A 26,190-nucleotide genomic window follows, 5' to 3' on the forward strand; every position below is an offset into this window, starting at 1 on the left:
AGGCGCCCCCTTATGTACAAGGACCTCAAGTTCCCTGTTCTGATCGTTCACCGCGAGAGCAAGTCCGATACGGTAGCTGGTGAGCGGGTACGGGGTATCGCCCAGGAACTGGCCCAGGACGGCTTCACCATCTTGTCGGCCACGGACTATGCCGAAGGCCGCCTGGTTGCCTCCAGCCATCACGGGCTGGCCTGTTTGTTGATCGCAGCAGAAGGCACCGGCGAGAACACGCACTTGTTGCAGCACATGGTCGAGCTGATTCGACTGGCCCGTTTGCGTGCGCCGCACCTGCCGATTTTCGTACTGGGCGAACAAGTGACGCTGGAAAATGCGCCGGCCGATGTCATGAGTGAGCTCAACCAGCTTCGCGGCATTCTTTACCTGTTTGAAGACACGGTGCCATTTCTTGCCCGCCAGGTGGCGCGAGCGGCGCACAACTACCTGGACGGTTTGCTGCCACCGTTTTTCAAGGCGTTGGTGCAGCACACGGCCCAGTCCAACTATTCCTGGCACACACCGGGCCACGGCGGCGGGGTGGCGTATCGCAAGAGCCCGGTGGGGTTGGCCTTTCATCAGTTCTTCGGTGAGAACACCCTGCGTTCGGACCTGTCGGTGTCCGTACCGGAACTGGGTTCGCTGCTCGACCACACCGGGCCGCTGGCGGCGGCCGAGGCCAGGGCGGCAAAGAACTTCGGCGCCGATCACACCTTCTTCGTCATCAACGGTACGTCCACGGCCAACAAGATTGTCTGGCATTCGATGGTCGGGCGCGACGATCTGGTACTGGTGGACCGCAACTGTCACAAGTCGGTGGTGCACGCCATCATCATGACCGGGGCGATCCCCTTGTACCTGTGCCCAGAACGCAATGAGCTGGGCATCATCGGGCCGATTCCGTTGAGCGAATTCAGTCCGCAGGCGATCGAGGCCAAGATCCAGGCTAATCCGTTGTGCCGGGGGCGGGCGGCCACGGTGAAGATGGCGGTGGTGACCAACTCCACCTATGACGGGCTGTGCTACAACGCCGAGATGATCAAGCACGTGCTGGGCACCAGCGTCGAGGTGCTGCATTTCGATGAAGCCTGGTACGCCTATGCCGCCTTTCACCCCTTTTTCGCCGGGCGCTTTGCCATGGGAACGTCAGTGGGTGCCGACAGCCCGTTGGTGTTCAGTACTCACTCGACCCACAAACTCTTGGCCGCCTTCAGTCAGGCTTCGATGATCCATGTGCAGGATGGCGGGGCCAGGCAGCTGGATCGTGACCGCTTCAACGAAGCCTTCATGATGCATATCTCCACGTCGCCGCAGTACAGCATCCTGGCTTCACTGGATGTGTCATCGGCGATGATGGAAGGGCCTGCGGGGCGCTCACTTTTGCAGGAGATGTTCGACGAAGCCCTGAGCTTTCGGCGGGCCATGGCCAATCTTCGCCAGCACATTGCAGCTGATGACTGGTGGTTCAGCATTTGGCAGCCGCCACAGGTCGAAGGGGCGCGTGAGGTAAGCACCGGCGACTGGTTGTTGGCACCGCAAGCGGACTGGCATGGCTTTGGTGACGTGAGCGATGACTATGTGTTGCTCGACCCGATCAAGGTCACCCTGGTCATGCCGGGGCTGAACGCTGGCGGTGCGCTGAGCGATCACGGGATTCCGGCAGCGGTGGTCAGCAAGTTCCTCTGGGAGCGCGGCCTGGTGGTGGAGAAGACCGGGCTTTACACCTTCCTGGTGTTGTTCTCGATGGGCATCACCAAGGGCAAGTGGAATACCTTGCTGACTGAACTGCTGGAGTTCAAGCGCAACTACGACGCCAACACCGGCCTGCTCGAAAGCCTGCCATGCGTAGCCCAGCTCGATCCACAACGTTACCAGGGGTTGGGGCTGCGCGACCTGTGTGACCAGTTGCACGCCTGCTACCTCAGCAATGCCACTGCCAAGCAGCTCAAACGCTTGTTCACCGTATTGCCCGAGGTGGTCATGAAGCCTGCCGATGCCTATGACCGGATGGTGCGCGGAGAGGTGGAAGCGGTGCCGATCGACCGGTTGCTCGGGCGCATCGCGGCGGTGATGCTGGTGCCCTATCCACCGGGGATTCCGTTGATCATGCCGGGTGAGCGCTTTACCGAAGCTACCCGTTCAATCATCGATTACCTGGTGTTTGCCGCTGCGTTCGACAGCGGCTTTCCCGGCTTTGTCGCCGACGTGCATGGCTTGCAGCATGAAGCCGGTATGCACGGGCGGCTCTACACCGTCGACTGCATCAAGGAATGCGGATGATTTCGACGCCGCTGCGCGCCAGCTCGAAACGGTCGTCACCCAGGTGGTTGACCTTGTCGCCGATCGCCAGCTTGTAGGTTGTGATGGGCAGGGATGCGGCACTACCGTCGGCCTCGAGCGTTGCTTCCTGGAACTCATGGACGGGGTAGATGCGGCCTTCTGCGTCCCGTGCATGAAACTGTCCGACCAGTACTGCTGTCATTTACCGTGCAACCTCTGAAAATTTTCTGTCAGACATAGACCACAGTTTTGGGGGGTAAGTTTTGTTCGGGCGGAAAAAAACTTCAGATGCCGGGCAGATCATCTATACCTACAAGTTCCTTTGTCCTACATGTCAGGAAATTGCCATGAGCCAAGAGTATTCGGTAGCGGTCGTCGTCGGCAGCTTGCGCAAGGCCTCGTTCAATCGCAAAGTCGCCCTTGCACTGGCGGAACTTGCCCCCTCGAACTTCAAATTGAACATAGTCGAGATTGGCGATCTGGCACTTTATAACGAAGACATCGATGTCGAGCCACCTGCCGCGTACAAAACCTTCCGCGAACAGATCCGCAACAGCGATGCGGTGTTGTTTGTCACCCCGGAATACAACCGTTCGGTGCCGGGCGTGTTGAAGAATGCCATCGATGTTGGCTCAAGGCCTTATGGGCAAAGTGCCTGGAGCGGCAAACCGGGGGCGGTGATCAGTGTGTCGCCAGGGGCGGTGGGCGGCTTTGGCGCCAACCATCACCTGCGCCAGTCACTGGTGTTTCTCGATGTGCCGTGCATGCAGCAGCCGGAAGCATACATTGGTGGCGCTGCTACGTTGTTCGACGACAATGGCAAGCTGTCCGAAAAAGTCCGCCCGTTCCTGCAGACCTTCATTGACAAGTATGCCGAGTGGGTTGCACGGCACCAGAAATAATCAGAAGGCCCTATAACCGGTATTGCCGGTGATAGGGCCTGAAGGTTTTACACCGCTTGAGGCATCTCACCCCGCGCCAGGCGCTTGTTGATGTCGGCGATGACTTCCGGCAGCTCGTTGATCGTGTCGATCAGGTAATGCGGGCGGGAGCCCTCGAACAGTGCGTGAATACGCTTGCGTTCGCTGTCCAGGGTATCTGAGGCCAGGGCACGATAGCCTTCATAGGTCAGGCCCAGGGCATTGCCGGAGCAGACCAGTGCCACGGTCCACATGCCTGCACGACGACCTTCAAGGATGCCAGGTACGGTATCGTCGACCTTGACGCAGGCGGCCACGTCGTCAATGCCCAGGGCGATCACATTGGCCAGCGCCTGTGCAGGCCATGGGCGGCCGTTGGGCGTTTCGTCGGTAGCGACTACGTGATCGGCGACGTAGCCGTTCTGCGCGGCCAGTTCGACCACCTTGTCCATCACCACTTTCGGGTAACCGGAGCAGGAACCGATCTTCAGCCCTTCCTTGCGCAGGCCGGTCAGGGTGTCCAGGGCGCCGGGGATCAACGCGGAGTGCACGGCGATCTTTTCGATCTGCAGGGGCATGAAGCGCTCGTAGATGGCGGTCACGTCATCGTCAGTCGGGGTGCGGCCGAACACTTTGCGATAGCGCTCGGCAATCTGCGGCTGATCGCACAACGTGCGGATGTGATCCCACTTGCCCATGCCCATCGGGCCACGTGCCTCTTCGATTGAGACTTCAACGTCGAATTCGGCAAAGGCTTCGACAAAAATCTGGGTCGGCGCGAAGGAGCCAAAGTCGACCACGGTGCCGGCCCAGTCAAGGATGGCGGCTTGCAGTTGCGTCGGATTGCTGTAGTTCATGTGCGAGTTCCTTGAAAGAGGTTTAGCGATTCAGATGTCCAGTACTTCCATTTCCCGCAGCACCTGGGCCACAGCGTTCACGGCGGCTTGCATGCCGTCCGGTCCGACGACGCCGATGCAACCGACGCGGAAAGTCTCGACCTGAGTCAGCTTGCCCGGGTAGAGGATGAAACCTTTGGCCTTGACCCGCTCGTAGAAGTCTTTGAACTGATAGCGCGGGTCGTTGGGGGCGTGGAAGGTGACAATGATCGGTGCCTGGATCTCGGCCGGCAGGAAGCTGCGCAGCCCAATCGCGGCCATGCCGTCGAGCAGGGTCTTGCAGTTGTCGGCATAGCGTTGGTGGCGCGCCGGCAGGCCGCCTTCCTCGTTGTATTGCAGCAGTGCCTCATGCAGCGCCGCCACCACATGGGTGGGCGGGGTGAAGCGCCATTGACCGGTCTTGGCCATGTAGGCGTGCTGATCCTGCAGGTCCATGGCCAGGGACGGCGAGTTGCCCTCGGCGGCGGCCAATGCGGCCTTGTTGGCGAATACGAAGCCCATGCCGGGCACACCTTCCAGGCACTTGCCTGAGGCCGCGATCAGGGCATCGAACGGCACTTCGCTGGCGTCGATCGGCAGTGCGCCGAAGGAGCTCATGGCGTCGATGATCAGGCGCTTGCCATGCCGCGCCACGACCTGGGCGATTTCCGGCAGCGGGTTGAGGATGCCGGTGCTGGTTTCGCAGTGAATCAGCGCCACATGGGTAATGGCGGTGTCGGCCGCCAGCAGGCGATCGACATCTGCCGCCGTGGTGGGCTGGTCTTCAGCAGTTTCAAAGGTGCTGTAGGCACGGCCCAGCACCTTGCAGATCTTGGCCAGGCGTTGGCCGTAGGCGCCGTTGATCAGCACCAGGACTTTGCCATCGCGCGGTACCAAGGTGCCGATGGCAGCCTCGACGGCGAATGTGCCGCTACCTTGCAGAGGGACGCAATGATGGCTGTCGGCGCCGTTGACGATGGCCAGCAGTTGTTCGCAGAGGCTGGCGGTCAACTGGTTGAAGTCACGGTCCCAGGACCCCCAGTCCACCATCATCGCTTGGCGCGTGCGGGACGAAGTGGTCAGGGGGCCGGGGGTCAGCAGGATAGGGGCGTTACTCATTCCGGTGGTCCTCACAAGCGGTGGGCTGAATCTACGGGACCTAAGTTGCAATTCTGCGCGTCATCAATCAAATTGTTTGTTGTTATGCCAGCTATAAGTCAGGCCGATAGAAATGAACTTGTTCCAGCTTCGAGCGTTTGATGCCGTGGCCCGTGAGGGCAGTTTTACCCGTGCAGCGGCACGGCTGTTCATCAGCCAGCCAGCCGTCACCGGACATATCAAGGCCCTGGAAGAGCACTACCAGATCACCTTGTTGCGGCGGACCGCTCGGCGCGTGGAGCTGACGGAGGAGGGCACGCGGCTCGCGGCCATCACCCGCGCGATGTTCGGTTTGGCCGAAGAGGCGCAGGCCATGCTTGAGGCCAACCGGCAGTTGCTGACCGGACGTCTGGAAGTGGCGGCGGACGGACCGCACCGGGTCATGCCGATGCTTGCCCAACTGCGCGCGCGGTACCCGGGAATCACCGTCAACCTGCGCCTGGGCAACGCTCAGGAGACCCTCGCCGCGCTGCTCAGCGAGCATGCTGATGTGGCGGTGTTGACCGAGGTAGAGCCGCGCAAGGGGCTGTACCTGCAAAGCCTGGGTGAGTCGCGCATCTGTGCGCTGCTGCCGGCCAGTCACCCCTGGGCGGTGGACGCGCAGGCATTGTCGATCGCCGAACTGGACCGGCAAATCATGGTGCTGCGCGAGCCCAGTTCGATCACCCGGCGGACCTTCGACCAGGCCTGCGCTCAGGCCAGCATTCATCCCCGGGTGTTGCTGGAACTGGACAGCCGTGAGGCGGTCACCGAGGCAGTGGCTGCCAACCTGGGTATCGGTATCGTTTCGTCAGTGGAGGTCAGCCATGATCCCCGCGTCGTGGCGCGCCCGATTGCCGGTGCAGGCCTGGTCAATCAGCACATGATCGGTTGTCTGGAACGCCGCCGTGAACTGCGCCTGATTCAGGCGTTCCTGAGCCTGGCACCGACGGCGTGAAGCACCACTGGCATTTTTTGCCGGTGCCCCTAAGATGGCCGGTAAACCGGACGGGCAAGGCGAAATACAGTTGATGGCGGGCAAAGACACCATCTCGATGCAACTGGTGCGCGAGGCACTGCTGCAGAGTTGCGCGCCAGGCGCACCGACTCAGGCGCTGCTCGGTCGTGTCGGTATTGAACCCGCGCTGCTCGAACAACTGGATGCACGGGTGCCGGCCAGTGCTTACGCACAGCTGTGGCGGCTATTGGCACAGCGGTGCAATGACGAGTTCTTTGGCATGGACCCGCGCGGTCTGCGCACGGGTAGTCTGGCGTTCCTCTGTCGTGCGTCGATGACCCAGCCGACGCTGGGGGCCGCCCTGGACACAGCCCTGAACTTTTTGTCGTTGATGCTCGAAGACCTGCAACCCGCGCTGGTGCGCCAGCAGAGCCTTGCCGAGATTGTCATTGGCGAGCCACGCGAGCAGCCGCGTCGCGCCTTTACCTATTTCACCTTCTGGATGATCGTACACGGCGTCGCCTGCTGGCTGGCCGGGCGGCGCATTCCGATCCTGGCAATCGAACTGCGCTGCGACGAGCCGCCTTTTTGTGACGACTACCGGGTGATGTTCTCCGAGAACCTGCAGTTCAATCGCCCCCGTTCACGGATGATCATCGCTGCCGACTGCCTTGATCTGCCGCTCAAGCGCAGTGAAGAAGAACTGCAGCGCTTTCTCGCCGAAGCGCCTGGAAACATTCTGGTCAAGTACCGCGACCCGGCCAGCCTGGCACGGCGTATCCGTAACGACCTGCGCCAGATGGACCCCGGACAGTGGCCCGATGCCGATCGCCTGGCGCGCCATATGTGCCTGTCAGCCTCCACCCTGCGCCGTCGCCTGGCTGAGGAGGGGCAAACCTACCAAGGGCTCAAGGACAGCGTACGTCGGGAACTGGCGATCACCTGGCTGGCCGAGGTGGACCTGGGGTTTGCAGACATCGCCGAACGCTTGGGCTTTGCTGACAGCAGCTCGTTCTACAAGGCGTTTCGCAAGTGGTTCGGGTGTAATCCGGGGCACTATCGCACAGTGATCCTGCAAGGGCAGCCTGCCGGTTGATCACGAGAACTTTCCTTCTGCACTAAGCGACGGGGGCGGTGGAAGCTTGATGGCCCTGACCATCAAGTGGATGACCGCCATGAAACAACCCCAGCCTCGTCTTGATCCGACCGCTATTGCAGCCAAAGTCGCCAGCGCAACGGATGACTTCCTCAAGGAGCGCCTGCCCGGCTGGTTGGCCGCTGCCTCGCCCGAGCAAGTCAATGCAGTACGTGATTGCTGGCGGGCGCATGCCACCAGTCAGGCCGACCTGCATGCGTTGAGCGCCAGGATCGATTCTCCGGACACCTATACGGTCAACAGGCTTGAGCATTTTCTGCAGACGCTGGGCGTGGCGGACAAGCTTGGCGACCTCTACTGGCGAGAGCTGCGACGTTCATTTCGTGTTCCGGTCGGAGGGGCGCTGCCAGACGACACGTTGTATTTTTTCCATCAGCCGGCCTTGCAGCGGCTGATGCAGAACTTCGAGCCCGGTGCGAGCTTTTACCTGGGATCTGGACTGGCTACATCAGACAAGGGTCCTGTGCCGGTAGACAGCCAGGCTGACCTGGTCTGCTCCGAGCCAGACGTGATTGCGCTGTTCTGTCACGAAGAAGATATAGGCGCGGATTACCAGGCCCATCTTGACCTGGTTTTCGATGAGAAAGCTCACACAACTTTGGCAAAGGACAAGCGCAAAGGTCTGGCGCTCGCTGCCGAGATCGCGGCGGTGAAGGGGGAGATTAGCCAGGCTGACCTGGAGGTGTTGCGCAAAATGGTTGCTGATGCTGTGCAACCTCCTGCGCCTGTCCCGGGTTTGCGTGTGTTGTTGTTCAAATTGTTGAATTGCACAGTCGATGGCGCACTGGCATTTGAGCAGTGCGACGCTGACGGGCAGGTATTGCGCGTGTTGCTATACCTGCCCGATGCGCCGAGGCGCTGCCTGTATGGCTTCAACACTTGGTCGCAGCTGAACGACGCATTGACCAAGGAAGTGAAAAAGGCGGGGGTGGATGCGTACTTGCGCCAAAGAATTGCGCTCAAGCAATTGCCTGGTTTCCTCACCACCTTGAGCAAACGGCTCAAGGATCCTTCACCTGACCTGGAGCCGAAAGGCACGGCGCCGGCCATCGATGTGTTCGTCAGCCTGGCGGCCGGGCAGGTAAGTCGTCTAAAGGAAGATGCAAGCCTGATGCTGGTTCCGACGGAAGCTGCCGACCACGCCGCCTCTGAAAAACGTGTGGAGCAAATGAAGGATGCCGGCTTGCTGTTGCTCAATGTCGCCGGCTTGTTCGTTCCGGTGGTGGGATCGCTGCTGCTGGCGCAGACGGTTGTACAGGTTCTATCGGAAACCTTCGAAGGTGTGCGCGACTGGTCACGTGGTCATCGGCACGAAGCGATGGAGCATTTGCTAGGTGTGGCCGAAACCGTGGCGGTCGGCGCCGCTGTCACTGCCGGGGCCGGGGTTGTCGCCCGGGGCTTCACACGCAGTACGTTCGTTGACGGTCTGGTACCCGTCAACAGTGAAGGCGCAAGCAAGCGTTTGTGGTCTGAAGACCTTGGCCCCTATGCCGCGCAGAATGTGCCCGAGCAGACACAGACGCTGGACAACGGCCTGCACAGTGACGGCCAGCGCCATTGGTGGCAGCACGGCGGCACCTTTTATGAGGTTGGTCAGCTCAAGGGGCGCTGGCGGTTGTTGCATCCACAGCGAGAAGACGCGTATGCCCCCTTGTTGATGTTCAATGGTGAGCGCAGCTGGCGCTTACGCTTCGAGCGCCCGCTTGAGTGGCAAGGCAGTGCATTGCTGCTGAGCCGGCTGTGGCCGCAGGCGGCCAACCTCGACGTGCAGCAAATCGAGCATATCCTGCAGGTGGCAGGCATTGACGAGGAAGCACTGCGTGGGTTGCTGGTGGAAAACCGCCCTATGCCGGTGAGCTTGCGCGACACGCTGGAGCGCTTCGACGTCGATGCGCAGATCAACAGTTTTTTTACCCAGCTGGAGGAATCTTCAACGGATCCAGGTGATACGCCTTACTACGCATGGTGCCTTGAGCAGATTGATGTGGACGGCCTTGGTGCCACAGAGCAACGTACCGAAGTATTGGCCCAGGCGGATCGTTTACGTGGACCGCTATTTGAGCATTTCGCCAGCCGCTACGTGTCGGCTGAAGACGGGCAGTCAGTGCTCCAGCGAGACTTTCCCGGGCTACCGGATGCTTACGCTGCGCACCTGTTGCAACAGGCGGATGATGTGCAACGACTACGCCTGGTCAACGAGCAACGCTTACCGTTGGCACTGGCGGAGCAAGCGCGATCTCTGCTGCGTCTGGCCAGGCTGACCCGGATGTGCGAAGGCCTGTTTCTCACCAATAGTTATCAGGCCGATACGATTGAACTGGCGTTCAACCTGCTGCGTAAAAACGCGAAATGGCCTGGCAGCATTAATCTGGAACTGCGTGAAGGTTCTGAAAGCGGTCGTCGGCTCACCGTACTTGACCCACGGCATGCAGTTACACATGTCCTGGTGTGGCGCGAAGGGGGCTTTCGGCTGTACGGCCCTCAAGGTTATGAGTCAGACCTTGAAATTGCTGAGCCGGTGCATTTGCCGGAGGTACTCCTGGCATTGCTGCCGGCATCTGATCGCGCGCGCCTGAAGTGGGAGGGGCCCGAAGCAGCTCAGCAGGTGCGCCGCGACTTGCTACGCTGGATGCCTGCGGATCGGCAGCAGCTTGAGCGAATGATGGGTTGGCGCGAGATCAAACCGTGGTTCAATCCGGGCGTGCGCCTTGCCGATGGCCGGGTTGGTTATCCACTGAGTGGGCGGGGGCAATCGCGTAGCATTGCGGAAAACACGCTGCGTGCACGTATTCGTGCCCTGTATGTCGGCTTCAGTGAAAACGAAGTGGAGAATTACCTCAATCTCCTGCTGCAAGCCAACGGCTCGGCGTTCGACAACTTGTTGAACCAGGAACATGAATACCTGCAACTGGACGTTGCCCTGAGCAACTGGGAAATTGACGCTACCCAGCAATCCAGATTACGCGCGCGTCGGGCCGTTGCAGAGGAGCTTCGGCGTTGTTGGCGCTTGCAGGGCGAGGCCGTGGTGGATGCCCACGGCCTGCCTCAAGGCATGCGCCTTAGCCTGATCGGCGCTGCGATTCATGAATTGCCGGAACTGCCTGCTCACGTTGATTTCAACCATGTCACTGACCTTGCGCTGGTCAACCTGCAGTTGCAGCAGCTTCCGGTGAGTTTCCTGCAGCATTTTGGCGGGGTTCGCTGGCTGAACCTGAGCAGTAACGCGTTTACCACACTGCCTGCGGGGCTAGAACAGCTTCGCGATTTGCAGGCGTTGCGGCTGAACAACAATCGCATTCAAATGACCGGGCTCAGTGCCACCCAGCTCGTCAGCTTGCCACGCCTTCGTACGTTGAACCTGAACGACAATCCACTGGGACTGATCAGCCTGCATTTTCACAGCATTTCGCAATTGAGTGAGCTTTACATGCGCAATTGCAGTCTGCAGACCGTGCCATCGGGGCTTATCTGGTGCGCGATGCTTGAGCATGCCGACCTGCGCGGTAATCAGATCGCCACCGTCCCCGAGGAGATCCTGCAAGCGCCGCGCAGGTTGCGCCGAACACTGCTGTTAGAGGGCAATGCGCTGCCAGTTGCCATCCTGGAGCGCTTGCGTGCACCCGACCCGGTGTCAGCACGCCCCTACGTGTCTGACTTGCGGGTGGGCCGGGAGGTATGGGTTCAGCACCCGGATGCCGGGGTACAGCAACAACGACGTGTGTCTTGGGATCGCATTCGGGCTGAACCCGGTAGTGAGGATTTCTTCCAGCTGATCGGCGAACTGACGGGCACCAGTGATTTTCGTCAGGCCCGGGAAGACCTGGAACGTCGTGTCTGGGAGGTGCTCGACGCCGCGGTGGACAACACAGCGTTACGTCAGGAGCTGTTCAACCTTGCGGCGGTCCCGCGTACCTGTGTCGACAGTGTCGCCTCCTCTTTCAGCGCGCTGGAAGTGCGGGTCTTCGTCGCGCGTGCGATACAGCGCAGCGCAGCGGGTCAGGCGCAGGCTGCTCGTCTGGACCTGGCCCGGCAACTGTTTCGACTGAGCCGGGTCGAGCAGATCGCGCGTGACGATATCAACGCGCGCATGGCGGCGGGGCGAGGAGTCGATGAAGTCGAGGTCAGCCTGGCCTATCGCAGCGGCTTGGCGCGTGAACTGAGGTTGCCGGGCCAGCCCGTTACGATGCAATTTCAGGCCATTGCCGGGGTAGGTGATGAACAGTTGGTGGAGGCTGCACAGGCCGTCCGTGATGCCGAAAACACGGATGCCCTGGCCGCATACATCAGCCAGCTGGACTTTTGGCTGGAATACCTGCGCAGCGAATATGGCGCACGCTTTGACGAAGTCGAACAACCGTTCTGGAATCGGCTGGAGGCGCTGGCAACCGGGGAGGATGCCGAGGTCCAGGCACACGCCAGGCAACTGGTCAGCGAGCGCGAGTCGGCGGTGGAGACGCTGGTGCTGGATTTGACGCGTGAGGCCCTGGAAACCCATCAGGGAGATACAGGAGGGCGCTGAAGCCAGTTAAGGGTTTCGGCCAAACCAGTCATCCAGTTTGACAGCTTTGGCCATTGTCCCAAGGCCTCTGCGGCGCGACTATCGTCAGATTCATGGTGCTACTCCAACAATAACAAACCAGGAGTCTGACAATGCGTGATTACTCCGTGGCCGCCAGCGGCTTCGACTATTCCCGGGTGGCCGGTGCTTCTCTGCACGGTGATCTCGATGCGCTCAACGCCTGCGTCGAGTGCTGCGACCGCCATGTCGGCCACGCCAGGGTTGCGTTGAACTGGGAAAGCCGCGACGGCGAGCATGCCCAGTACACATTTGAACAGTTACAGCAACTGGCCGCGCGGTTCGCCAATGTGCTCCGCGCTCAGGGCGTAGGGCCAGGTGACCGGGTCGCCGGCCTGTTGCCACGCACTCCCGAGTTGCTGGTCACGGTGTTGGCCAGCTGGCGGCTGGGCGCGGTCTACCAACCGCTGTTCACTGCGTTTGGTCCAAAGGCGATTGAACATCGTCTGCATCAATCCGAGGCGCGGGTGGTGATCACCGACCGTGGCAACCGGGCCAAGCTCGACGATGTTGTCGATTGTCCGTCGATCATTTGCGTCGGGGCCCAGAACGACAGCGCCGACCTGGACTTCCATCCTGCACTGAATGCTGCCAGCGATCAGTGCGACCCGGTACTGCTCAATGGCGATGCCCCTTTCCTGATGATGTTCACTTCCGGTACGACCGGGCCGGCTAAACCCTTGCTGGTGCCGCTGCGCGCCATCGTCGCGTTCCAGGGCTACATGCGCGATGCCGTCGACCTGCGTGATGAAGACAACTTCTGGAACCTCGCCGATCCGGGCTGGGCCTATGGCTTGTATTACGCCGTGACCGGACCCTTGGCGTTGGGGCATGCCACGACCTTTTACGATGGGCCGTTCAGTGTCGAAAGCACCTGCCGGGTGATCGACAAGTACGCGATCAGCAACCTGGCCGGCTCGCCCACTGCTTACCGCCTGCTGATTGCTGCGGGCGATGCGTTCTCCAGCCCGATCAAAGGACGCCTGCGGGTGGTCAGCAGTGCCGGGGAGCCGCTCAACCCGGAGGTCATCCGCTGGTTTGCCGACGAACTCGGCGTAACCATTCACGACCACTACGGCCAGACCGAGCTGGGCATGGTGTTGTGCAACCACCACGGTTTGCAACACCCCGTGCACCTGGGGTCGGCAGGCTTTGCCATTCCCGGCCACCGCATCGTGGTACTCGATGAGCACAACCAGGAACTGCCTGCCGGGCAACCCGGGATTCTTGCCGTTGATCGCGAACAGTCCCCGCTGTGCTGGTTTGGCGGCTATCACGGAGTGCCAACCAAATCCATGGTCGGCAAGTACTACTTGAGCGGCGATACGGTGGAGCTGAACACCGATGGCAGCATCAGTTTCGTCGGTCGTAGCGATGATGTGATCACTACCTCAGGTTATCGGGTGGGGCCTTTCGATGTTGAAAGTGCGTTGATCGAGCATCCGGCGGTGATCGAGGCTGCTGTGGTCGGCAAACCGGACCCGGAGCGCACCGAACTGATCAAGGCCTTTGTGGTGCTGGCCAGCGGTGTGCTGCCCGGCGAGGAGCTAGCCGAAGCGCTGAAACAGCATGTCCGCCAGCGCCTGTATGCCCACGCCTACCCACGGGAAATCGAATTTGTCAGCGAGCTGCCCAAGACGCCAAGCGGCAAGCTGCAGCGTTTCATCCTGCGCAACCAGGAAATTGCCAAACAACAAGCTGCGTCGGCTGCAACTGCCAGCGCCTGAGGAACAACCATCATGCAGATTGCCAACAAGAACTTCATCGTCAGCGGCGCCGCCTCGGGGCTGGGTGCTGCCACCGCACACATGCTCATCGAGGCTGGTGCCCAGGTCATGCTGGTCGACCTCAATGCCGAAGCCGTCGCCGCCAAGGCTCAGGAACTGGGGAGCAAGGCGCGATTTGCGGTCGCTGACATCAGCCAGGAAGCCGCCGCCAAAGCCGCGGTGGATGCTGCCATAGGCGCTTTCGGCAGCCTCCATGGGCTGATCAACTGCGCCGGTATTGTCGGCGCCGAAAAAGTCCTCGGCAAAAATGGCCCGCATGGCCTGGAAAGCTTCAGCCGGGTGATCAACGTCAACCTGATCGGCAGTTTCAACCTGCTGCGCCTGGCCGCTGCGGCCATGGCCGAAGGTGAAGCGAGCGCCGATGGTGAGCGCGGGGTGATCATCAATACCGCCTCGATTGCCGCCTATGACGGCCAGATTGGTCAGGCCGCTTATGCTGCTTCTAAAGGCGCGATTGCCAGCCTGACCCTGCCAGCCGCCCGCGAACTGGCGCGCTTCGGTATCCGTGTGATGACTATCGCCCCCGGCATTTTCGAAACCCCGATGATGGCTGGCATGACCCAGGAGGTCCGTGATTCGCTGGCGGCCGGCGTACCGTTCCCGCCACGCCTGGGCCGTCCGCAGGAATATGCCGCGCTGGCCCGCCACATCATTGAAAACAGCATGCTCAACGGTGAGGTAATCCGTCTCGACGGCGCCTTGCGCATGGCCGCCAAGTAATTGCAGGAGTACCTATCATGACCCTCGCCAATGATCCGATTGTAATCGTCAGCGCCGTACGCACCCCGATGGGCGGCCTGCAGGGCGACCTGAAAAGCCTCACCGCGCCACAGCTGGGCGCGGCTGCCATTCGCGCAGCGGTCGAGCGTGCCGGCGTTGCCCCGGACAGCATCGAGCAGGTGCTGTTCGGCTGCGTGCTGCCTGCGGGGTTGGGCCAGGCGCCAGCGCGTCAGGCGGCGTTGGGCGCCGGCCTGAGCAAGAGCGCTACCTGTACCACCTTGAACAAAATGTGCGGTTCGGGCATGCAGGCGGCCATCATGGCCCACGACCTGCTGCTGGCCGGCAGCGCCGATGTAGTGGTGGCCGGTGGCATGGAAAGCATGTCCAATGCCCCGTACTTGCTGGACAAGGCGCGCAGTGGATACCGCATGGGCCACGGCAGGATCATCGACCACATGTTCTTCGATGGTCTTGAGGATGCCTACGACAAAGGCCGGTTGATGGGCACCTTTGCCGAAGACTGCGCCGAGAACAACGGCTTTACCCGCCAGCAGCAGGACGATTTTGCCATTGCCTCGCTGACCCGCGCCCAGCAGGCGATCAAGGACGGCAGTTTTGCCAGTGAGATCGTTCCGGTTGAGGTGACCGAGGGCAAGACCCAGCGCTTGATCAGTGACGACGAGCAGCCACCCAAGGCGCGTCTGGACAAGATTCCCCAGCTCAAGCCGGCATTTCGCGACGGTGGTACGGTAACGGCGGCGAACTCCAGCTCGATTTCCGATGGCGCCGCAGCGCTGGTGCTGATGCGTCGTTCCCAGGCTGAAAAACAAGGGCTCAAGCCACTGGCTGTCATCCATGGCCATGCAGCGTTTGCTGACACCCCGGCACTGTTTCCGACAGCCCCGATCGGCGCCATCGACAAACTGATCAAGCGTACCGGCTGGAACCTGGCCGAGGTCGACCTGTTTGAAATCAACGAAGCCTTTGCCGTGGTCACCCTGGCGGCCATGAAACATCTGGACCTGCCCCACGACAAGGTCAACGTTCACGGCGGTGCTTGCGCGTTGGGCCATCCGATTGGCGCTTCAGGGGCGCGTATCCTGGTCACCTTGCTGGCTGCGTTGCGCCAGAAGGGTCTGCGCCGTGGTATCGCAGCAATTTGCATCGGCGGCGGCGAAGCCACAGCCATGGCCGTCGAGTGTCTGTACTGAGGTGCACCATGCTAGTCAATGAAGAGCAACAGCAAATCAGCGAGGCGGTCCGTCAGTTCGCACAAGAGCGCCTGCGTCCGTTTGCCGAGCAATGGGACCGCGAGCATCGCTTTCCCAAGGAAGCCATCGAGGAGATGGCCGGTCTGGGCCTGTTTGGCATGCTGGTGCCCGAGCAGTGGGGCGGCAGCGACACAGGTTACGTCGCCTACGCCATGGCGCTGGAAGAAATTGCCGCAGGCGATGGCGCCTGCTCAACCATCATGAGTGTGCACAACTCGGTGGGGTGTGTGCCGATCCTCAAGTTTGGCAGTGATGCACAGAAGCAGCAGTTCCTCACGCCGCTGGCCAGCGGCGCCATGCTCGGTGCCTTCGCGCTGACCGAGCCACAGGCCGGCTCAGACGCCAGCAGCCTGAAGACCCGCGCCCGTCGCGATGGCGATCACTATGTGCTCAATGGCTGCAAGCAGTTCATTACTTCCGGGCAAAACGCCGGGGTGGTGATTGTCTTTGCCGTGACCGACCCTGCTGCCGGCAAACGCGGCATCAGCGCGTTTATCGTCCCGACGGACTCGCCGGGTTACCAGGTCGCTCGGGTCGAGGACAAACTCGGTCAGCATGCATCCGATACCTGCCAGATCGTATTCGACGATGTACGTATTCCGCTCGCCAACCGCCTGGGCGAAGAGGGCGAAGGTTACAAGATTGCGCTGGCCAACCTTGAAGGCGGGCGTATCGGTATCGCTTCACAGTCGGTGGGCATGGCCCGCGCCGCGTTTGAGGTGGCCCGTGACTACGCCCGTGAGCGCCAGAGTTTCGGCAAACCCCTGATCGAGCATCAGGCCGTGGCCTTTCGCCTGGCCGATATGGCTACCCGGATAGCGGTGGCCAGGCAAATGGTTCTGCACGCCGCTGCGCTGCGTGATGCCGGGCGTCCAGCGCTGGTCGAAGCCTCGATGGCCAAGCTTTTTGCTTCGGAAATGGCCGAAAAGGTCTGCTCGGAGGCCTTGCAGACCCTCGGCGGTTATGGCTATCTGAGCGACTTCCCGCTGGAGCGGATCTACCGCGATGTGCGGGTCTGCCAGATCTACGAAGGCACCAGCGACATTCAGCGCATGGTCATTGCGCGCAATCTTTGAAGGAGCAGTCTGCATGGCATTCGAAACCATCCTGTTGGACATCCATGGCAAGGTCGGCCTGATCACCCTGAACCGGCCGCAGGCGTTGAACGCGCTGAATGCGCAGATCGTCGGTGAAATCAACCAGGCGCTGGACCAGCTTGAAGCCAACCCGAACATTGGCTGCGTGGTGCTCACAGGCTCTGCCAAGGCCTTTGCCGCAGGTGCCGATATCAAGGAAATGGCGGACCTGCGCTACCCGCAGATCTACGTCGACGACCTGTTCAGCGATGCCGACCGTATTGCCAACCGGCGCAAGCCGATCATTGCCGCAGTGTCCGGCTTTGCCTTGGGCGGTGGCTGTGAGCTGGCGATGATGTGCGATTTCATTCTCGCCGCCGACAACGCCAAGTTCGGCCAGCCGGAAATCAACCTGGGCGTTTTGCCCGGCATGGGCGGCACCCAGCGCCTGACCCGCGCTGTCGGCAAGGCCAAGGCGATGGAACTGTGCCTGAGCGGTCGCTTGATGGGCGCCGAGGAAGCCGAGCGTGCAGGGCTGGTGGCACGGGTAGTGCCACAAGCCGAACTGCTTGAAGAAACCTTGAAAGTGGCGGCCACCATCGCCAGCAAGTCGATCCCTGTGACCATGATGGTCAAGGAAAGTGTAAACCGTGCCTTCGAAGTTACCCTGAGTGAAGGCGTGCGCTTTGAGCGCCGTGTGTTCCACGCGGCGTTCGCCACTGAGGATCAGAAGGAAGGCATGGCAGCATTCGTTGCCAAGCGCGAAGCTCAGTTCAAAGACCGCTGATAAACGCTGAAACAGCGCTCACTGCGATTTTGCGTAGTGGGCGCTGGCCGAGCCTGCAATGGTTTGCGCAGCGTCCTCTCTGTGACAATGCTCGTGGCTGCCGATGCTTGGGCCTTACACGTAAAAACGTGTGGGTAGATCTTGGCTGAGCATGAATTGTTACTACATGTAATGCACTTTTCGCTTCAGTACCGGCCAAACTGGCATCCCTTGGTAGCATGATGGACCTTGCCATGCTACTGATTGGCGGATTCCAGACCGTTTCGGACCGTTGTACTGTCATTTTTGTTGCCCAGCAGGACGTGGCGCCTTAGACTGCCGCCCCTCGTAAATAGAGTGCCGAAGGGTGCTTGAAGAATTCCGCTGTCGGCGAACTGTCGGTGATGGCAATCCAATCGCTTAAATGCACGTTATTTTCATAGAGAAATCGATGACCAAGGAAAAGTTGCTGGCCATGCCGGCCGATGACTACATGAACGCCGAGCAACTGGCGTTCTTCACCGAGTTGCTGAAGTCGATGAAAGTCGAGACCCAGGAGCGCATCGAACAGAGCCGCATAACCATCGAGAGCCTGGACAGCCCTGCAGATCCGGCTGACGCTGCCTCTGTAGAGGAAGAGCGCCATTGGCTGGTTAACGCCATCGAACGCGACCAGCGCCTGTTGCCGCAGCTGGAAATGGCGCTTGGCCGTATCAACGACGACAGCTTTGGCTGGTGTGATGACAGCGGCGAGCCGATTGGCCTCAAACGCTTGCTGATCAGCCCGACCACCAAGTACTGCATCGAAGCTCAAGAGCGCCACGAGCAGATTGACAAGCACCAGCGTCAACTCTGACCGGCACTATCGCCAAGGCCCCGTAGAGCAATCTTCGGGGCCTTGGCGTTTCTATCCGGCGTGAAACGCAGGGTTGCAGTCGGGGATGAGCGTCGGAATTTGTTGCTTGTGATGCAACACAGCTATACCGGCAATAGCTTTTACCGCAGCTAAATCGGGCGTATGATGGCAATATCGTTAGGTTGCTAACTAAATTCCGGAGGGAATTATGAATAGCCGAGTCGATGTCGCCGTGATGATCGGGAGCGGAGTACCTGCTTCCTTGCAAGCGGTCGGCAAGCGGGTATGTTGGGTCGTGCTGGTCAACGGTGAGCGGCGGGGCACGGCATTCGCTACGCGTGCCGAGGCCGTTGAGTGCCAGGTTGCCTGGCAGGAGCAGTTGCGTGCCAATAAACGACCTGGGGCAGCGCGCCAGGCCGTTTGCAGCTGATTTCAGCATTCCAGGGCGCGGGCCAGTTCGCAGGCGTCGCTGTGTCGGCAACGAAAGCCTTTCACCTGACCGGTCGCGTGCTCGGTGATGTGAAAAAAGTTGATCCCTGCAGGGATCACAACATAGCGAGCACTGTCTATGCCCAGGCTTGCTTTTCGGTAGTTGATGTAAGAAATGTTGCTAGCCTCTCGACGGATTTCGGTGTTTTCGTGCATATTCCTTCCCTGTGAAATGTAGAAGAGATCCGAAGCCCCGTTCTGCCGAGGGGCCTGGATGTATCTATCGCATTTTCCTGACAGTTTTGATGTCAGAAAGTACGTTTCCATTGACGGAAATTCGCAGGGTGCCTGTTGTGTCGCTTTGGCTGACGTGCAGGAGTGACAGTTCCTGCGCGCTGAGGCGCCCGCCCGCACAGACGCTTCATGCTTTTACCTATTAGTCTTTCAGACTTCGACATTGAAGTGACGTTGCCTTCGTGGAGCCATGCCGTTCCCGTGGTAGCGTCGTGTAATCGGTTTGAGGAATTTTTCATTGGCAGTCAGTAATCTGGATACACATGCCCTGTTTGTGCTGGGCGATCTTCGGGCCAAACTGGTCAAACAGTTCCAATCGCGTTTTGTTTATGTCACCGAGCAAAACGCGGAAGGCTTGTACATGGCCGAAATCGACACTGAAACAGCCCTTGTTGTCGACGACAAACAGCGACTGGAACTCAAGGTAGGCGATCACTTTCGAGCCGCCGTATTACCCAGTCGCGAAGGTGGCAAGCTGGAAGTCCGTTTTCGTGAAATCAAACTGACAGTTTACGGCCTGGGCGACTACGCATTCGTCTCGGTACCGGAAGGCGAAGGTATTGTGCTGCGCGAAGGCCAGGGCGTGGTGATGATCTTTGCTGCCCACGAGCAGTTGCAGGAAGGCTTGGGCAAGATCCTCAAGGCAGCAACTGGTAAAGCGGCCAAGTGGCGCAAGGGTGAGCTGACGACGTTCAAGGCCAGCGAGTGAGCGAGTCGTTCCAGCCCGTGTCGAGTCGTGCCGATTTTCATGCCCGGTATCAACGGCCGGCCCGTGAACAGGCGGCATTTTGGTTTGCGCAACGCGCGCGCCTGCAGGGTGCTTGGTTGAATTGGGTTGCCACTGAGTTGTATCAGTTGAGCCCGCCGGAGTACGCCTCGATGGTCCGTCGTGAGTTGCAGGCGCTCACCGGGCAGTGATCAATGGCCTCTGTCTCGCCCACTGCTGATTTCTTCGGGCACATCATCGCCAGCCATGCGCTTGCGAAACAGTGCGGCGCGCGCCAGGAGCAAGGTGGTCACAGGGACGGTGATTGCCATCAGGATAGGAATCAGCCAGGCGTGCAGCACGGGTGAGTGCTTGAGCGCCGAGAAGTACAGGATTGAGGCCAATGCGACGCACCAGGTGCCCAGTGTCGATGCCAGGGCCGGCGGGTGCATGCGCTGAAAAAAGCTCTTGAGGCGGATCAGGCCCAGCGCACCGCTCAGGGCGAAAAGACTGCTCAGCAGCAGTAGCGCGGCGACCAGTACTTCAATCCATAGGGGTAGTTCGTTCAGGTTGTTCATTCGATCACCTCGCCGCGCAGCAGGAACTTGGCCAGCGCAAAAGAGCCGACAAAGCCGAACAGCGCAATTAGCAGGGCACCTTCAAAGTAGGTGTCGCTGGCATAGCGTATGCCCAGTACCAGCATCATCAGCATCGCCAGAATGTACAGGTAGTCCAGTGCCAGGACCCGGTCCTGTGCCGATGGGCCGCGAAACAGCCGGACCAGTGTCAGGGCCATGGCCAGGGCAAAAATGAACAGGCTGGCGAGGATGGCGTTGGCGAGCAGTCCTGTCATTCGAAAATCTCCATCAAAGGGCGCTCGTAGGTCTGTTTGAAGTGTTCGATAAAGCGTGCTTCATCGTCCAGGTCGAACACGTGTAACAGCAGGACGCTACGATCCAGTGCCAGTTCCGACCAGATGGTGCCAGGCACGACGGTGGTGATCATCGACAGGGCCGCCAAGCCGTGAGCATCACGCAGTTCGAGCGGAATGTGCACGAACTTCGAGCGCGGTGGGCGACGGTTGAGTGTCCACACACTGCGCGCCACTTGCAGGTTGGAAATCAGCACATCGATACCGACACGCACGATCAGGCGCACAACGGTCCACGGGTGGCGGATGTGTGCCGACACGGGCCGCAGTGGCGCCATGAGCAAGGGTGCAAGCATGCCAAGCAGCACTGCCAGCAACAGGTTGCCGGGGCTCACCGAGAGGTTCAGCAGCAACCACAGCAGGCACAGGGACAACGACAGCAGCGGTGCGGGGAACAGGCGCTTCATGGTTGCACCTGCGCGCTGGCTGCCTGGCTGGTAGGGCCGGGGATGGGGCGGGTACCGAGAACTGCGTTCACGTACTGCTCAGGGTCCTGCAGGCTGGCGGCGGTGTCCTGGGTATAACGCAGCAGCGGCTCGGCGCGCACGCTCAAGGCAATGCACAGCCCGAGCAGGAGCACGATGGGGATGCATTCATAGCGGCGCAGCGCGGGTGAAGGGCGCTCCTGGGGTGTCCAGAAACGCTGGATGCCGACGCGGGTCAGGGCAATCATCGTGGCCATACCCGACAGAACCAGCAGTGCTACAAGGGCCCAGCCTTGAGCAGAGAGCGGTTGCTCGGGGGCAACGCCCAGGCCCTGAGGGTTGAACAGTGCGGCAATCAGGCTGATCTTGCCAATGAAGCCCGAGAGCGGCGGCATGCCGATGATCAGCAGGGCGCAGGCGATGAAGCTCAGGCCGAGGAAGGCCATGGTCCAGGGGATCACTTGCCCGATAACGGCTTTCTGCTCGTCATCGAGGTTGATGCCCTTCGGCGGGTGTAGCGATTCAAGCAGTGGGGGTTGGCATTCATCATCTTCAAGCGGTTGTTCGTTGGCCGAGCGAGAGCGCTCGATCAGCTCGGCCAGCAGGAACAGGGCGCACAGCGCCAGGGTCGAGCTGACTAGATAAAACAGTGCACCGGCCGTCAGCGCCGCCTGACCAAAGCCGATGGCCGCCATAAGTGTGCCGGCCGATGCGAGGATGCTCCAGCTGGCCATGCGCTCCAGGCGTTGGGCGGCGAGGATCGACACGGCAGCGCAGCCCAGGGTTGCCAGACCGCCATAGACCAGCCATTCACCACCAAAGAACGCGGAAGCACCGGCCTGACCAGAGAACAATAAGGTCCACAGGCGCAGCACGGTATAGATGCCGACTTTGGTCATGATCGCGAACAGCGCGGCCACCGGGGCGCTGGCTGCGGAGTAGGCCGGTACCAGCCAGAAGTTAAGCGGCCAGATTCCCGCTTTGGCCAGGAATGCCGTGGCCAGGATCGCCGCGCCGGCATGTAGCAGGCCGCGGTCGGCCTCTGGTACCAGCGGGATTTTCAGGGCCAGGTCAGCCATGTTCAGGGTGCCGGTCACGCCATAAAGCATGGCCGCACCGACGAGAAACAGCGACGAGGCAAACAGGTTGATCGCGATGTAGTGCAGGCCGGCCTTGACTCGTGCCCGTCCGGAACCGTGCAACAGCAAACCGTAGGACGCTGCCAGCAGTACCTCGAAAAACACGAACAGGTTGAACAGGTCGGCGGTCAGGAAGGCACCATACAGGCCCATCAGCTGGATCTGGAACAACGCATGGAAGCTCGCCCCGGCGCCGTCCCAGCGGGCCATGGCGAAGATCAGGGCGCTGACGCCGATGATCCCGGTGAGCACCAGCATCAGCGCCGACAGGCGATCAACCACCAGGGCAATACCAAACGGCGCTTGCCAGTTGCCCGGCAGGTAAACGCCGATCGAACTGGCCTGGCCCTGAGCCTGTACCCACACCAGCAAGGTAACCGAGATCGCCAGTCCAAGGAGGCTGGAAAGCAGGTTGAGGCGGGCCTTGAGCGGCCTGCGCTTTTCGCCCAGCAGCAACATCAGTGCGGCCGTCAGCAAGGGCAGCAGGATCGGAGCAACAATCAGTTGGTTCATGAAACTCATTCGTTGGGCTCCCGGCCGTCCACATGGTCGGTGCCGGTCAACCCGCGCGATGCCAGCAGCACCACCAGAAACAGGGCAGTCATGGCGAAGCTGATGACAATGGCGGTCAGTACCAGGGCCTGCGGCAGGGGGTCGGTGTAGTTGAGCAGGTCTTGCGGCACGCCATCCTTGATGATCGGCTCCTTGCCGATGAACAGGCTGCCCATGCTGAAGATGAACAGGTTGACGCCATAGGACAGCAGGCACAAACCCATCACCACTTGAAACGTCCGCGGTCGCAGAATCAACCAGACGCCGGAGGCGGCGAGCACACCAATGGCAATTGCGATGACTTCTTCCATCAGGCGGCTCCTGTCGGGGTGGCTTTGGGTTGGCTGGCCGGACGGTGTCCGCGCACCGACTGGTGAGCCAGGGCGGTGAGGATCAACAGTGTTGAGCCGACCACGACCGTGAAGATGCCGATATCAAAGAACAGTGCGCTGGCGATATGGATGTCGCCCAGCAATGGCAGGTGCAGGTGCGCGGTGTGCGTGGTCAGGAAGGGGTAGCCGAGCAGCATTGCGCCGCCGCCGGTGAGGGTGGCACACAGCAAGCCGGTACCCATCCACCGCAGTGGTCGCAAGCTCATCTGTGCTTCGACCCACTGTGTGCCGGCGACCATGTACTGCAGAATGAACGCCACCGACATCACCAGGCCTGCGACAAAGCCGCCACCCGGCTGGTTGTGCCCACGCATGAACAGGTACATCGAAACCACCAGGGCTATGGGCAGCAGGAGGCGTACCAGCACCGCCGGGACCATCATGAAGCCAAGGGCCGTGTCGGCCGCCTGGCGCGGGTTGACCAGGTCAGTGACGACGTCTGGTGCCAGAAGGCGCTGCTGGGCAGGTAACTGCATGCTCTCGCGGGGCGGCCGGAAGCGTCGCAGCAACGCGAACACCGCTAGCGCCACGGCCACCAGCACAGTGACTTCACCGAGGGTGTCAAAGCCACGGAAGTCGACGAGCATGACATTGACGACGTTGCTGCCGCCACCTTCGGGCAGGGCCCTGCTCAGGTAGAAGGAGGAGATGTCGTTGGGGGTCGGACGGGTCAGCATCGCATAGGACAGCAGTGCCATGCCGCCGCCCACCAGGACGGCCAGAATCAGGTCGCGCAAGCGCCGCAGGCGTGCCTGCTCCCGGCTGCCAGGCAGCGGCGAGACTCCCTCGATCCGGCGTGGCAACCAGCGCAGGCCGAGCAGGATCAATACGGTGGTGACCACTTCGACCGCCAGCTGGGTCAGGGCCAGGTCCGGTGCGGAGAACCAGACGAAGGTGATGCAGGTCATCAGGCCGCAGACACTGACCATGGTCAGTGCCGCCAGCCGGTGGTACTTGGCTTGCCAGGCGGCGCCCAGGGCGCAGGCAATCGCGATCAACCAAAGTGTTACGAATACCCCGGAACCCGGAATCTTTGGCCGGTCGCCCCAGCTCAGGCCGCTGTGCAGCATCGGCAGCAGGCCGGCCAGAAAGGCCACCAGTACCAGCATGAACAGTTGCTTTTGCAGGCGTCGGGTGGTCATTACCCGCTCGAAGCGGCGGGCTGCGCGCATCAATAGCACCTGCCCATGTTCGAACAGGCGTTTGCCGTTGAAGCGCTCGATCAGTGGTGGATAAGGGAAGCGGCCCAGTTTGAGCTGGTTGCGCAGCAGCAGGTAGAGCACGACGCCGCCGCACATGGCGATCAGGCTCATGATCAGCGGGGCGTTCCAGCCATGCCAGACGGCCAGGCTGTACTCGGGCAGCGTACCGCCCACCACTGGCAAGGCAGCAGCGGCCAGCAACGGCCCGACCGATTGGGCGGGGAACATACCGACCACCAGGCAGGTCAGCACCAGCAGTTCGACCGGCGCGCGCATCCAGCGGGGTGGTTCATGTGGGGTGTGCGGCAAGTCGGTGGCGGGTGGGCCAAAGAACACATCGACGGTAAAGCGCAAGGCGTAGGCCACGCTGAAGGTGGCCGCCAGGGTGGCAATGACCGGCAGTGAGGCTTCGATCCAGGCGCTGGAGCTGATGAACACGGTTTCGGCGAAGAACATTTCCTTGGACAGGAAGCCGTTCATCAGGGGTACGCCGGCCATGGCGGCGCTGGCGACCATGGCCAGTGTTGCGGTAAACGGGATCAACCGGAACAGGCCGCTGAGACGGCGGATATCACGCGTGCCGCTTTCGTGGTCAATGATGCCGGCGGCCATGAACAACGAGGCCTTGAACGTGGCATGGTTGAGGATGTGGAACACGGCGGCAACCGCTGCCAGCGGGCTGTTCAGACCAAGCAGCAAAGTGATCAGGCCGAGGTGGCTGATGGTCGAGTAGGCCAGCAGGCCCTTGAGGTCGTTCTGGAACATGGCGGCGAATGCGCCCAGCAGCAGGGTGCAGGCACCGGCCCCGCCGACGATCCAGAACCATTCTTCGCTGCCGGAGAGCACCGGCCACAAACGCGCCAGGAGAAACACCCCGGCTTTGACCATGGTTGCCGAGTGCAGGTAGGCCGAGACGGGGGTGGGCGCCGCCATGGCGTGGGGCAGCCAGAAGTGAAACGGGAATTGTGCGCTTTTGCTCAATGCGCCGATGAGGATCAACGGCAACAGGACGGGATACAGGGCATGATTGCGAATCAGCTCGCCGGCAGCGAGGACCTTGTCGAGGTCATAGCTGCCGACCACATGGCCAAGCAGCAGCACCCCCGCCAACAGGCACAATCCCCCCGCACCGGTGACCATCAGGGCCATGTAGGCGCCGCGGCGGGCGTCGGCGCGATGGTGCCAGTAACCGATCAGCAGGAAGGAGAAAACGCTGGTCAGTTCCCAGAAGAACACGATCTGTATCAGGTTGCCGGAGATCACCAGGCCGAGCATTGCGCCCATGAATGCCAGGAAAAATGCGAAGAACCGTGGTACCGGATCTTGCGGGGACATGTAGTAGCGTGCATACAACGACACCAGCGTGCCGATACCCAGGACCAGCAGCGAGAAAAGCCAGGCAAAACCGTCCATGCGCAGGACCAGGTTCAGGCCCAGGCTTGGTAGCCACAGGAATTCTTCGCGGATCACGCCGCCGTCGGCGATCTGCGGGTACATCAAAGCGACCTGGACGGTGCCCGCCAGGGCGACAAGCCCGGCAAGCAGCGACTCGCTGTTGCGTGCGTTGTGCGGCAAGACAGCCGCCAGGCAGCTGCCGATGAACGGCAGAAGCAGTAGCACTATCAAGGACATAGATTTCTAATCTGCAGGAGTTTGTAAGGGATCATACGTGGCGTACGGTCGATCACCAACAGAGAAGCTGTGGCAGAATCCTACAAACACGGCGTATCAAACATTTTTTTTATAAC

At 60.9% G+C, this 26,190-nt stretch carries 24 protein-coding genes; 14 read left to right on the top strand and 10 right to left on the bottom strand.

Annotated elements, in window-relative coordinates; genetic code table 11:
* Positions 1 to 12 precede the first annotated feature (12 nt).
* The gene (locus I5S59_RS06805; protein WP_197875931.1) at positions 13 to 2,274 is read left to right on the top strand and encodes an arginine/lysine/ornithine decarboxylase; all 2,262 of its coding nucleotides are present in this window, start codon (positions 13 to 15) and stop codon (positions 2,272 to 2,274) included.
* Here the strand turns inward: I5S59_RS06805 and I5S59_RS06810 are convergent.
* Positions 2,258 to 2,476 (bottom strand): hypothetical protein, encoded by a 219-nt coding sequence (locus I5S59_RS06810; protein ID WP_128326262.1) that lies wholly within the window; start codon positions 2,474 to 2,476, stop codon positions 2,258 to 2,260. The two genes, I5S59_RS06805 and I5S59_RS06810, sit on opposite strands and share 17 nt — an antisense overlap.
* Before the next feature lie 145 nt (positions 2,477 to 2,621).
* Here I5S59_RS06810 and I5S59_RS06815 point away from each other — a divergent pair, with 145 nt between their 5' ends.
* On the top strand, positions 2,622 to 3,176 hold the full coding sequence (locus tag I5S59_RS06815; RefSeq protein WP_197875932.1) for an NADPH-dependent FMN reductase: 555 nt from the start codon (positions 2,622 to 2,624) through the stop codon (positions 3,174 to 3,176).
* Between the two features lie 47 nt (positions 3,177 to 3,223).
* Here the strand turns inward: I5S59_RS06815 and phnX are convergent, their stop codons facing one another.
* Both phnX and I5S59_RS06825 read right to left on the bottom strand, forming a co-directional pair.
* Positions 3,224 to 4,051, bottom strand: coding sequence for a phosphonoacetaldehyde hydrolase (gene phnX, locus I5S59_RS06820; RefSeq protein WP_197875933.1), 828 nt, complete (start codon positions 4,049 to 4,051; stop codon positions 3,224 to 3,226).
* Between the two features lie 30 nt (positions 4,052 to 4,081).
* Positions 4,082 to 5,188: a 2-aminoethylphosphonate--pyruvate transaminase gene (locus I5S59_RS06825; protein ID WP_197875934.1), complete on the bottom strand. Its 1,107-nt coding sequence runs from the start codon at positions 5,186 to 5,188 to the stop codon at positions 4,082 to 4,084.
* 112 nt (positions 5,189 to 5,300) lie between these two features.
* Here I5S59_RS06825 and I5S59_RS06830 point away from each other — a divergent pair, with 112 nt between their 5' ends.
* The 10 genes from I5S59_RS06830 to I5S59_RS06875 all read left to right on the top strand — a co-directional run bounded on the left by I5S59_RS06830 (position 5,301) and on the right by I5S59_RS06875 (position 18,802).
* Positions 5,301 to 6,164, top strand: a complete 864-nt coding sequence (locus I5S59_RS06830; RefSeq protein WP_197875935.1) for a LysR substrate-binding domain-containing protein — start codon at positions 5,301 to 5,303, stop codon at positions 6,162 to 6,164.
* 73 nt (positions 6,165 to 6,237) lie between these two features.
* On the top strand, positions 6,238 to 7,260 hold the full coding sequence (locus I5S59_RS06835; RefSeq protein ID WP_197875986.1) for an AraC family transcriptional regulator: 1,023 nt from the start codon (positions 6,238 to 6,240) through the stop codon (positions 7,258 to 7,260).
* A gap of 49 nt (positions 7,261 to 7,309) precedes the next feature.
* The gene (locus I5S59_RS06840; RefSeq protein WP_197875936.1) at positions 7,310 to 11,839 is read left to right on the top strand and encodes an NEL-type E3 ubiquitin ligase domain-containing protein; all 4,530 of its coding nucleotides are present in this window, start codon (positions 7,310 to 7,312) and stop codon (positions 11,837 to 11,839) included.
* A gap of 131 nt (positions 11,840 to 11,970) precedes the next feature.
* Positions 11,971 to 13,623: an AMP-binding protein gene (locus I5S59_RS06845; RefSeq protein ID WP_197875937.1), complete on the top strand. Its 1,653-nt coding sequence runs from the start codon at positions 11,971 to 11,973 to the stop codon at positions 13,621 to 13,623.
* A 12-nt stretch (positions 13,624 to 13,635) separates the two neighbouring features.
* Entirely contained in the window at positions 13,636 to 14,403 is a 768-nt protein-coding gene (locus I5S59_RS06850; RefSeq protein WP_197875938.1) for an SDR family NAD(P)-dependent oxidoreductase, read from the top strand.
* A 17-nt stretch (positions 14,404 to 14,420) separates the two neighbouring features.
* Complete coding sequence (locus I5S59_RS06855) at positions 14,421 to 15,614, top strand: acetyl-CoA C-acyltransferase (RefSeq protein ID WP_197875939.1); 1,194 nt, start codon at positions 14,421 to 14,423, stop codon at positions 15,612 to 15,614.
* Between the two features lie 8 nt (positions 15,615 to 15,622).
* Positions 15,623 to 16,750 (top strand): acyl-CoA dehydrogenase family protein, encoded by a 1,128-nt coding sequence (locus I5S59_RS06860; RefSeq protein ID WP_197875940.1) that lies wholly within the window; start codon positions 15,623 to 15,625, stop codon positions 16,748 to 16,750.
* A 13-nt stretch (positions 16,751 to 16,763) separates the two neighbouring features.
* Positions 16,764 to 17,537 (top strand): enoyl-CoA hydratase, encoded by a 774-nt coding sequence (locus I5S59_RS06865; protein WP_197875941.1) that lies wholly within the window; start codon positions 16,764 to 16,766, stop codon positions 17,535 to 17,537.
* 430 nt (positions 17,538 to 17,967) lie between these two features.
* Entirely contained in the window at positions 17,968 to 18,372 is a 405-nt protein-coding gene (locus I5S59_RS06870; protein ID WP_128326274.1) for a TraR/DksA family transcriptional regulator, read from the top strand.
* A 208-nt stretch (positions 18,373 to 18,580) separates the two neighbouring features.
* Positions 18,581 to 18,802, top strand: coding sequence for a hypothetical protein (locus I5S59_RS06875; RefSeq protein WP_197875942.1), 222 nt, complete (start codon positions 18,581 to 18,583; stop codon positions 18,800 to 18,802).
* 2 nt (positions 18,803 to 18,804) lie between these two features.
* On the opposite strand, the gene I5S59_RS06880 is transcribed toward I5S59_RS06875, so the two are convergent.
* Positions 18,805 to 19,017 (bottom strand): hypothetical protein, encoded by a 213-nt coding sequence (locus tag I5S59_RS06880; RefSeq protein ID WP_197875987.1) that lies wholly within the window; start codon positions 19,015 to 19,017, stop codon positions 18,805 to 18,807.
* A gap of 316 nt (positions 19,018 to 19,333) precedes the next feature.
* Here I5S59_RS06880 and I5S59_RS06885 point away from each other — a divergent pair, with 316 nt between their 5' ends.
* Together I5S59_RS06885 and I5S59_RS06890 are read left to right on the top strand one after the other, a co-directional pair.
* Positions 19,334 to 19,804, top strand: a complete 471-nt coding sequence (locus I5S59_RS06885) for a hypothetical protein (RefSeq protein ID WP_128326277.1) — start codon at positions 19,334 to 19,336, stop codon at positions 19,802 to 19,804.
* Positions 19,801 to 20,013, top strand: a complete 213-nt coding sequence (locus tag I5S59_RS06890; protein WP_197875944.1) for a hypothetical protein — start codon at positions 19,801 to 19,803, stop codon at positions 20,011 to 20,013. Before I5S59_RS06885 ends, I5S59_RS06890 begins: the two co-directional genes overlap by 4 nt.
* On the opposite strand, the gene I5S59_RS06895 is transcribed toward I5S59_RS06890, so the two are convergent.
* The 6 genes from I5S59_RS06895 to I5S59_RS06920 are packed head-to-tail and all read right to left on the bottom strand — an operon-like array spanning position 20,014 to position 26,074.
* Entirely contained in the window at positions 20,014 to 20,379 is a 366-nt protein-coding gene (locus tag I5S59_RS06895; RefSeq protein WP_197875946.1) for a Na+/H+ antiporter subunit G, read from the bottom strand.
* Positions 20,376 to 20,654, bottom strand: a complete 279-nt coding sequence (locus I5S59_RS06900; protein ID WP_010224304.1) for a K+/H+ antiporter subunit F — start codon at positions 20,652 to 20,654, stop codon at positions 20,376 to 20,378. The genes I5S59_RS06895 and I5S59_RS06900 overlap by 4 nt, the downstream gene beginning before the upstream one ends.
* Positions 20,651 to 21,139, bottom strand: coding sequence for a Na+/H+ antiporter subunit E (locus I5S59_RS06905; RefSeq protein ID WP_197875948.1), 489 nt, complete (start codon positions 21,137 to 21,139; stop codon positions 20,651 to 20,653). Before I5S59_RS06905 ends, I5S59_RS06900 begins: the two co-directional genes overlap by 4 nt.
* On the bottom strand, positions 21,136 to 22,818 hold the full coding sequence (locus I5S59_RS06910) for a monovalent cation/H+ antiporter subunit D (protein ID WP_197875950.1): 1,683 nt from the start codon (positions 22,816 to 22,818) through the stop codon (positions 21,136 to 21,138). The genes I5S59_RS06905 and I5S59_RS06910 overlap by 4 nt, the downstream gene beginning before the upstream one ends.
* Positions 22,815 to 23,159: a Na+/H+ antiporter subunit C gene (locus I5S59_RS06915; protein ID WP_010224297.1), complete on the bottom strand. Its 345-nt coding sequence runs from the start codon at positions 23,157 to 23,159 to the stop codon at positions 22,815 to 22,817. The genes I5S59_RS06910 and I5S59_RS06915 overlap by 4 nt, the downstream gene beginning before the upstream one ends.
* Positions 23,159 to 26,074, bottom strand: coding sequence for a monovalent cation/H+ antiporter subunit A (locus I5S59_RS06920; protein ID WP_197875951.1), 2,916 nt, complete (start codon positions 26,072 to 26,074; stop codon positions 23,159 to 23,161). The genes I5S59_RS06915 and I5S59_RS06920 overlap by 1 nt, the downstream gene beginning before the upstream one ends.
* Positions 26,075 to 26,190: the final 116 nt, after the last annotated feature.

This window comes from Pseudomonas alkylphenolica, assembly GCF_016009175.1.
Classification (GTDB): Bacteria; Pseudomonadota; Gammaproteobacteria; order Pseudomonadales; family Pseudomonadaceae; genus Aquipseudomonas; species Aquipseudomonas alkylphenolica_B.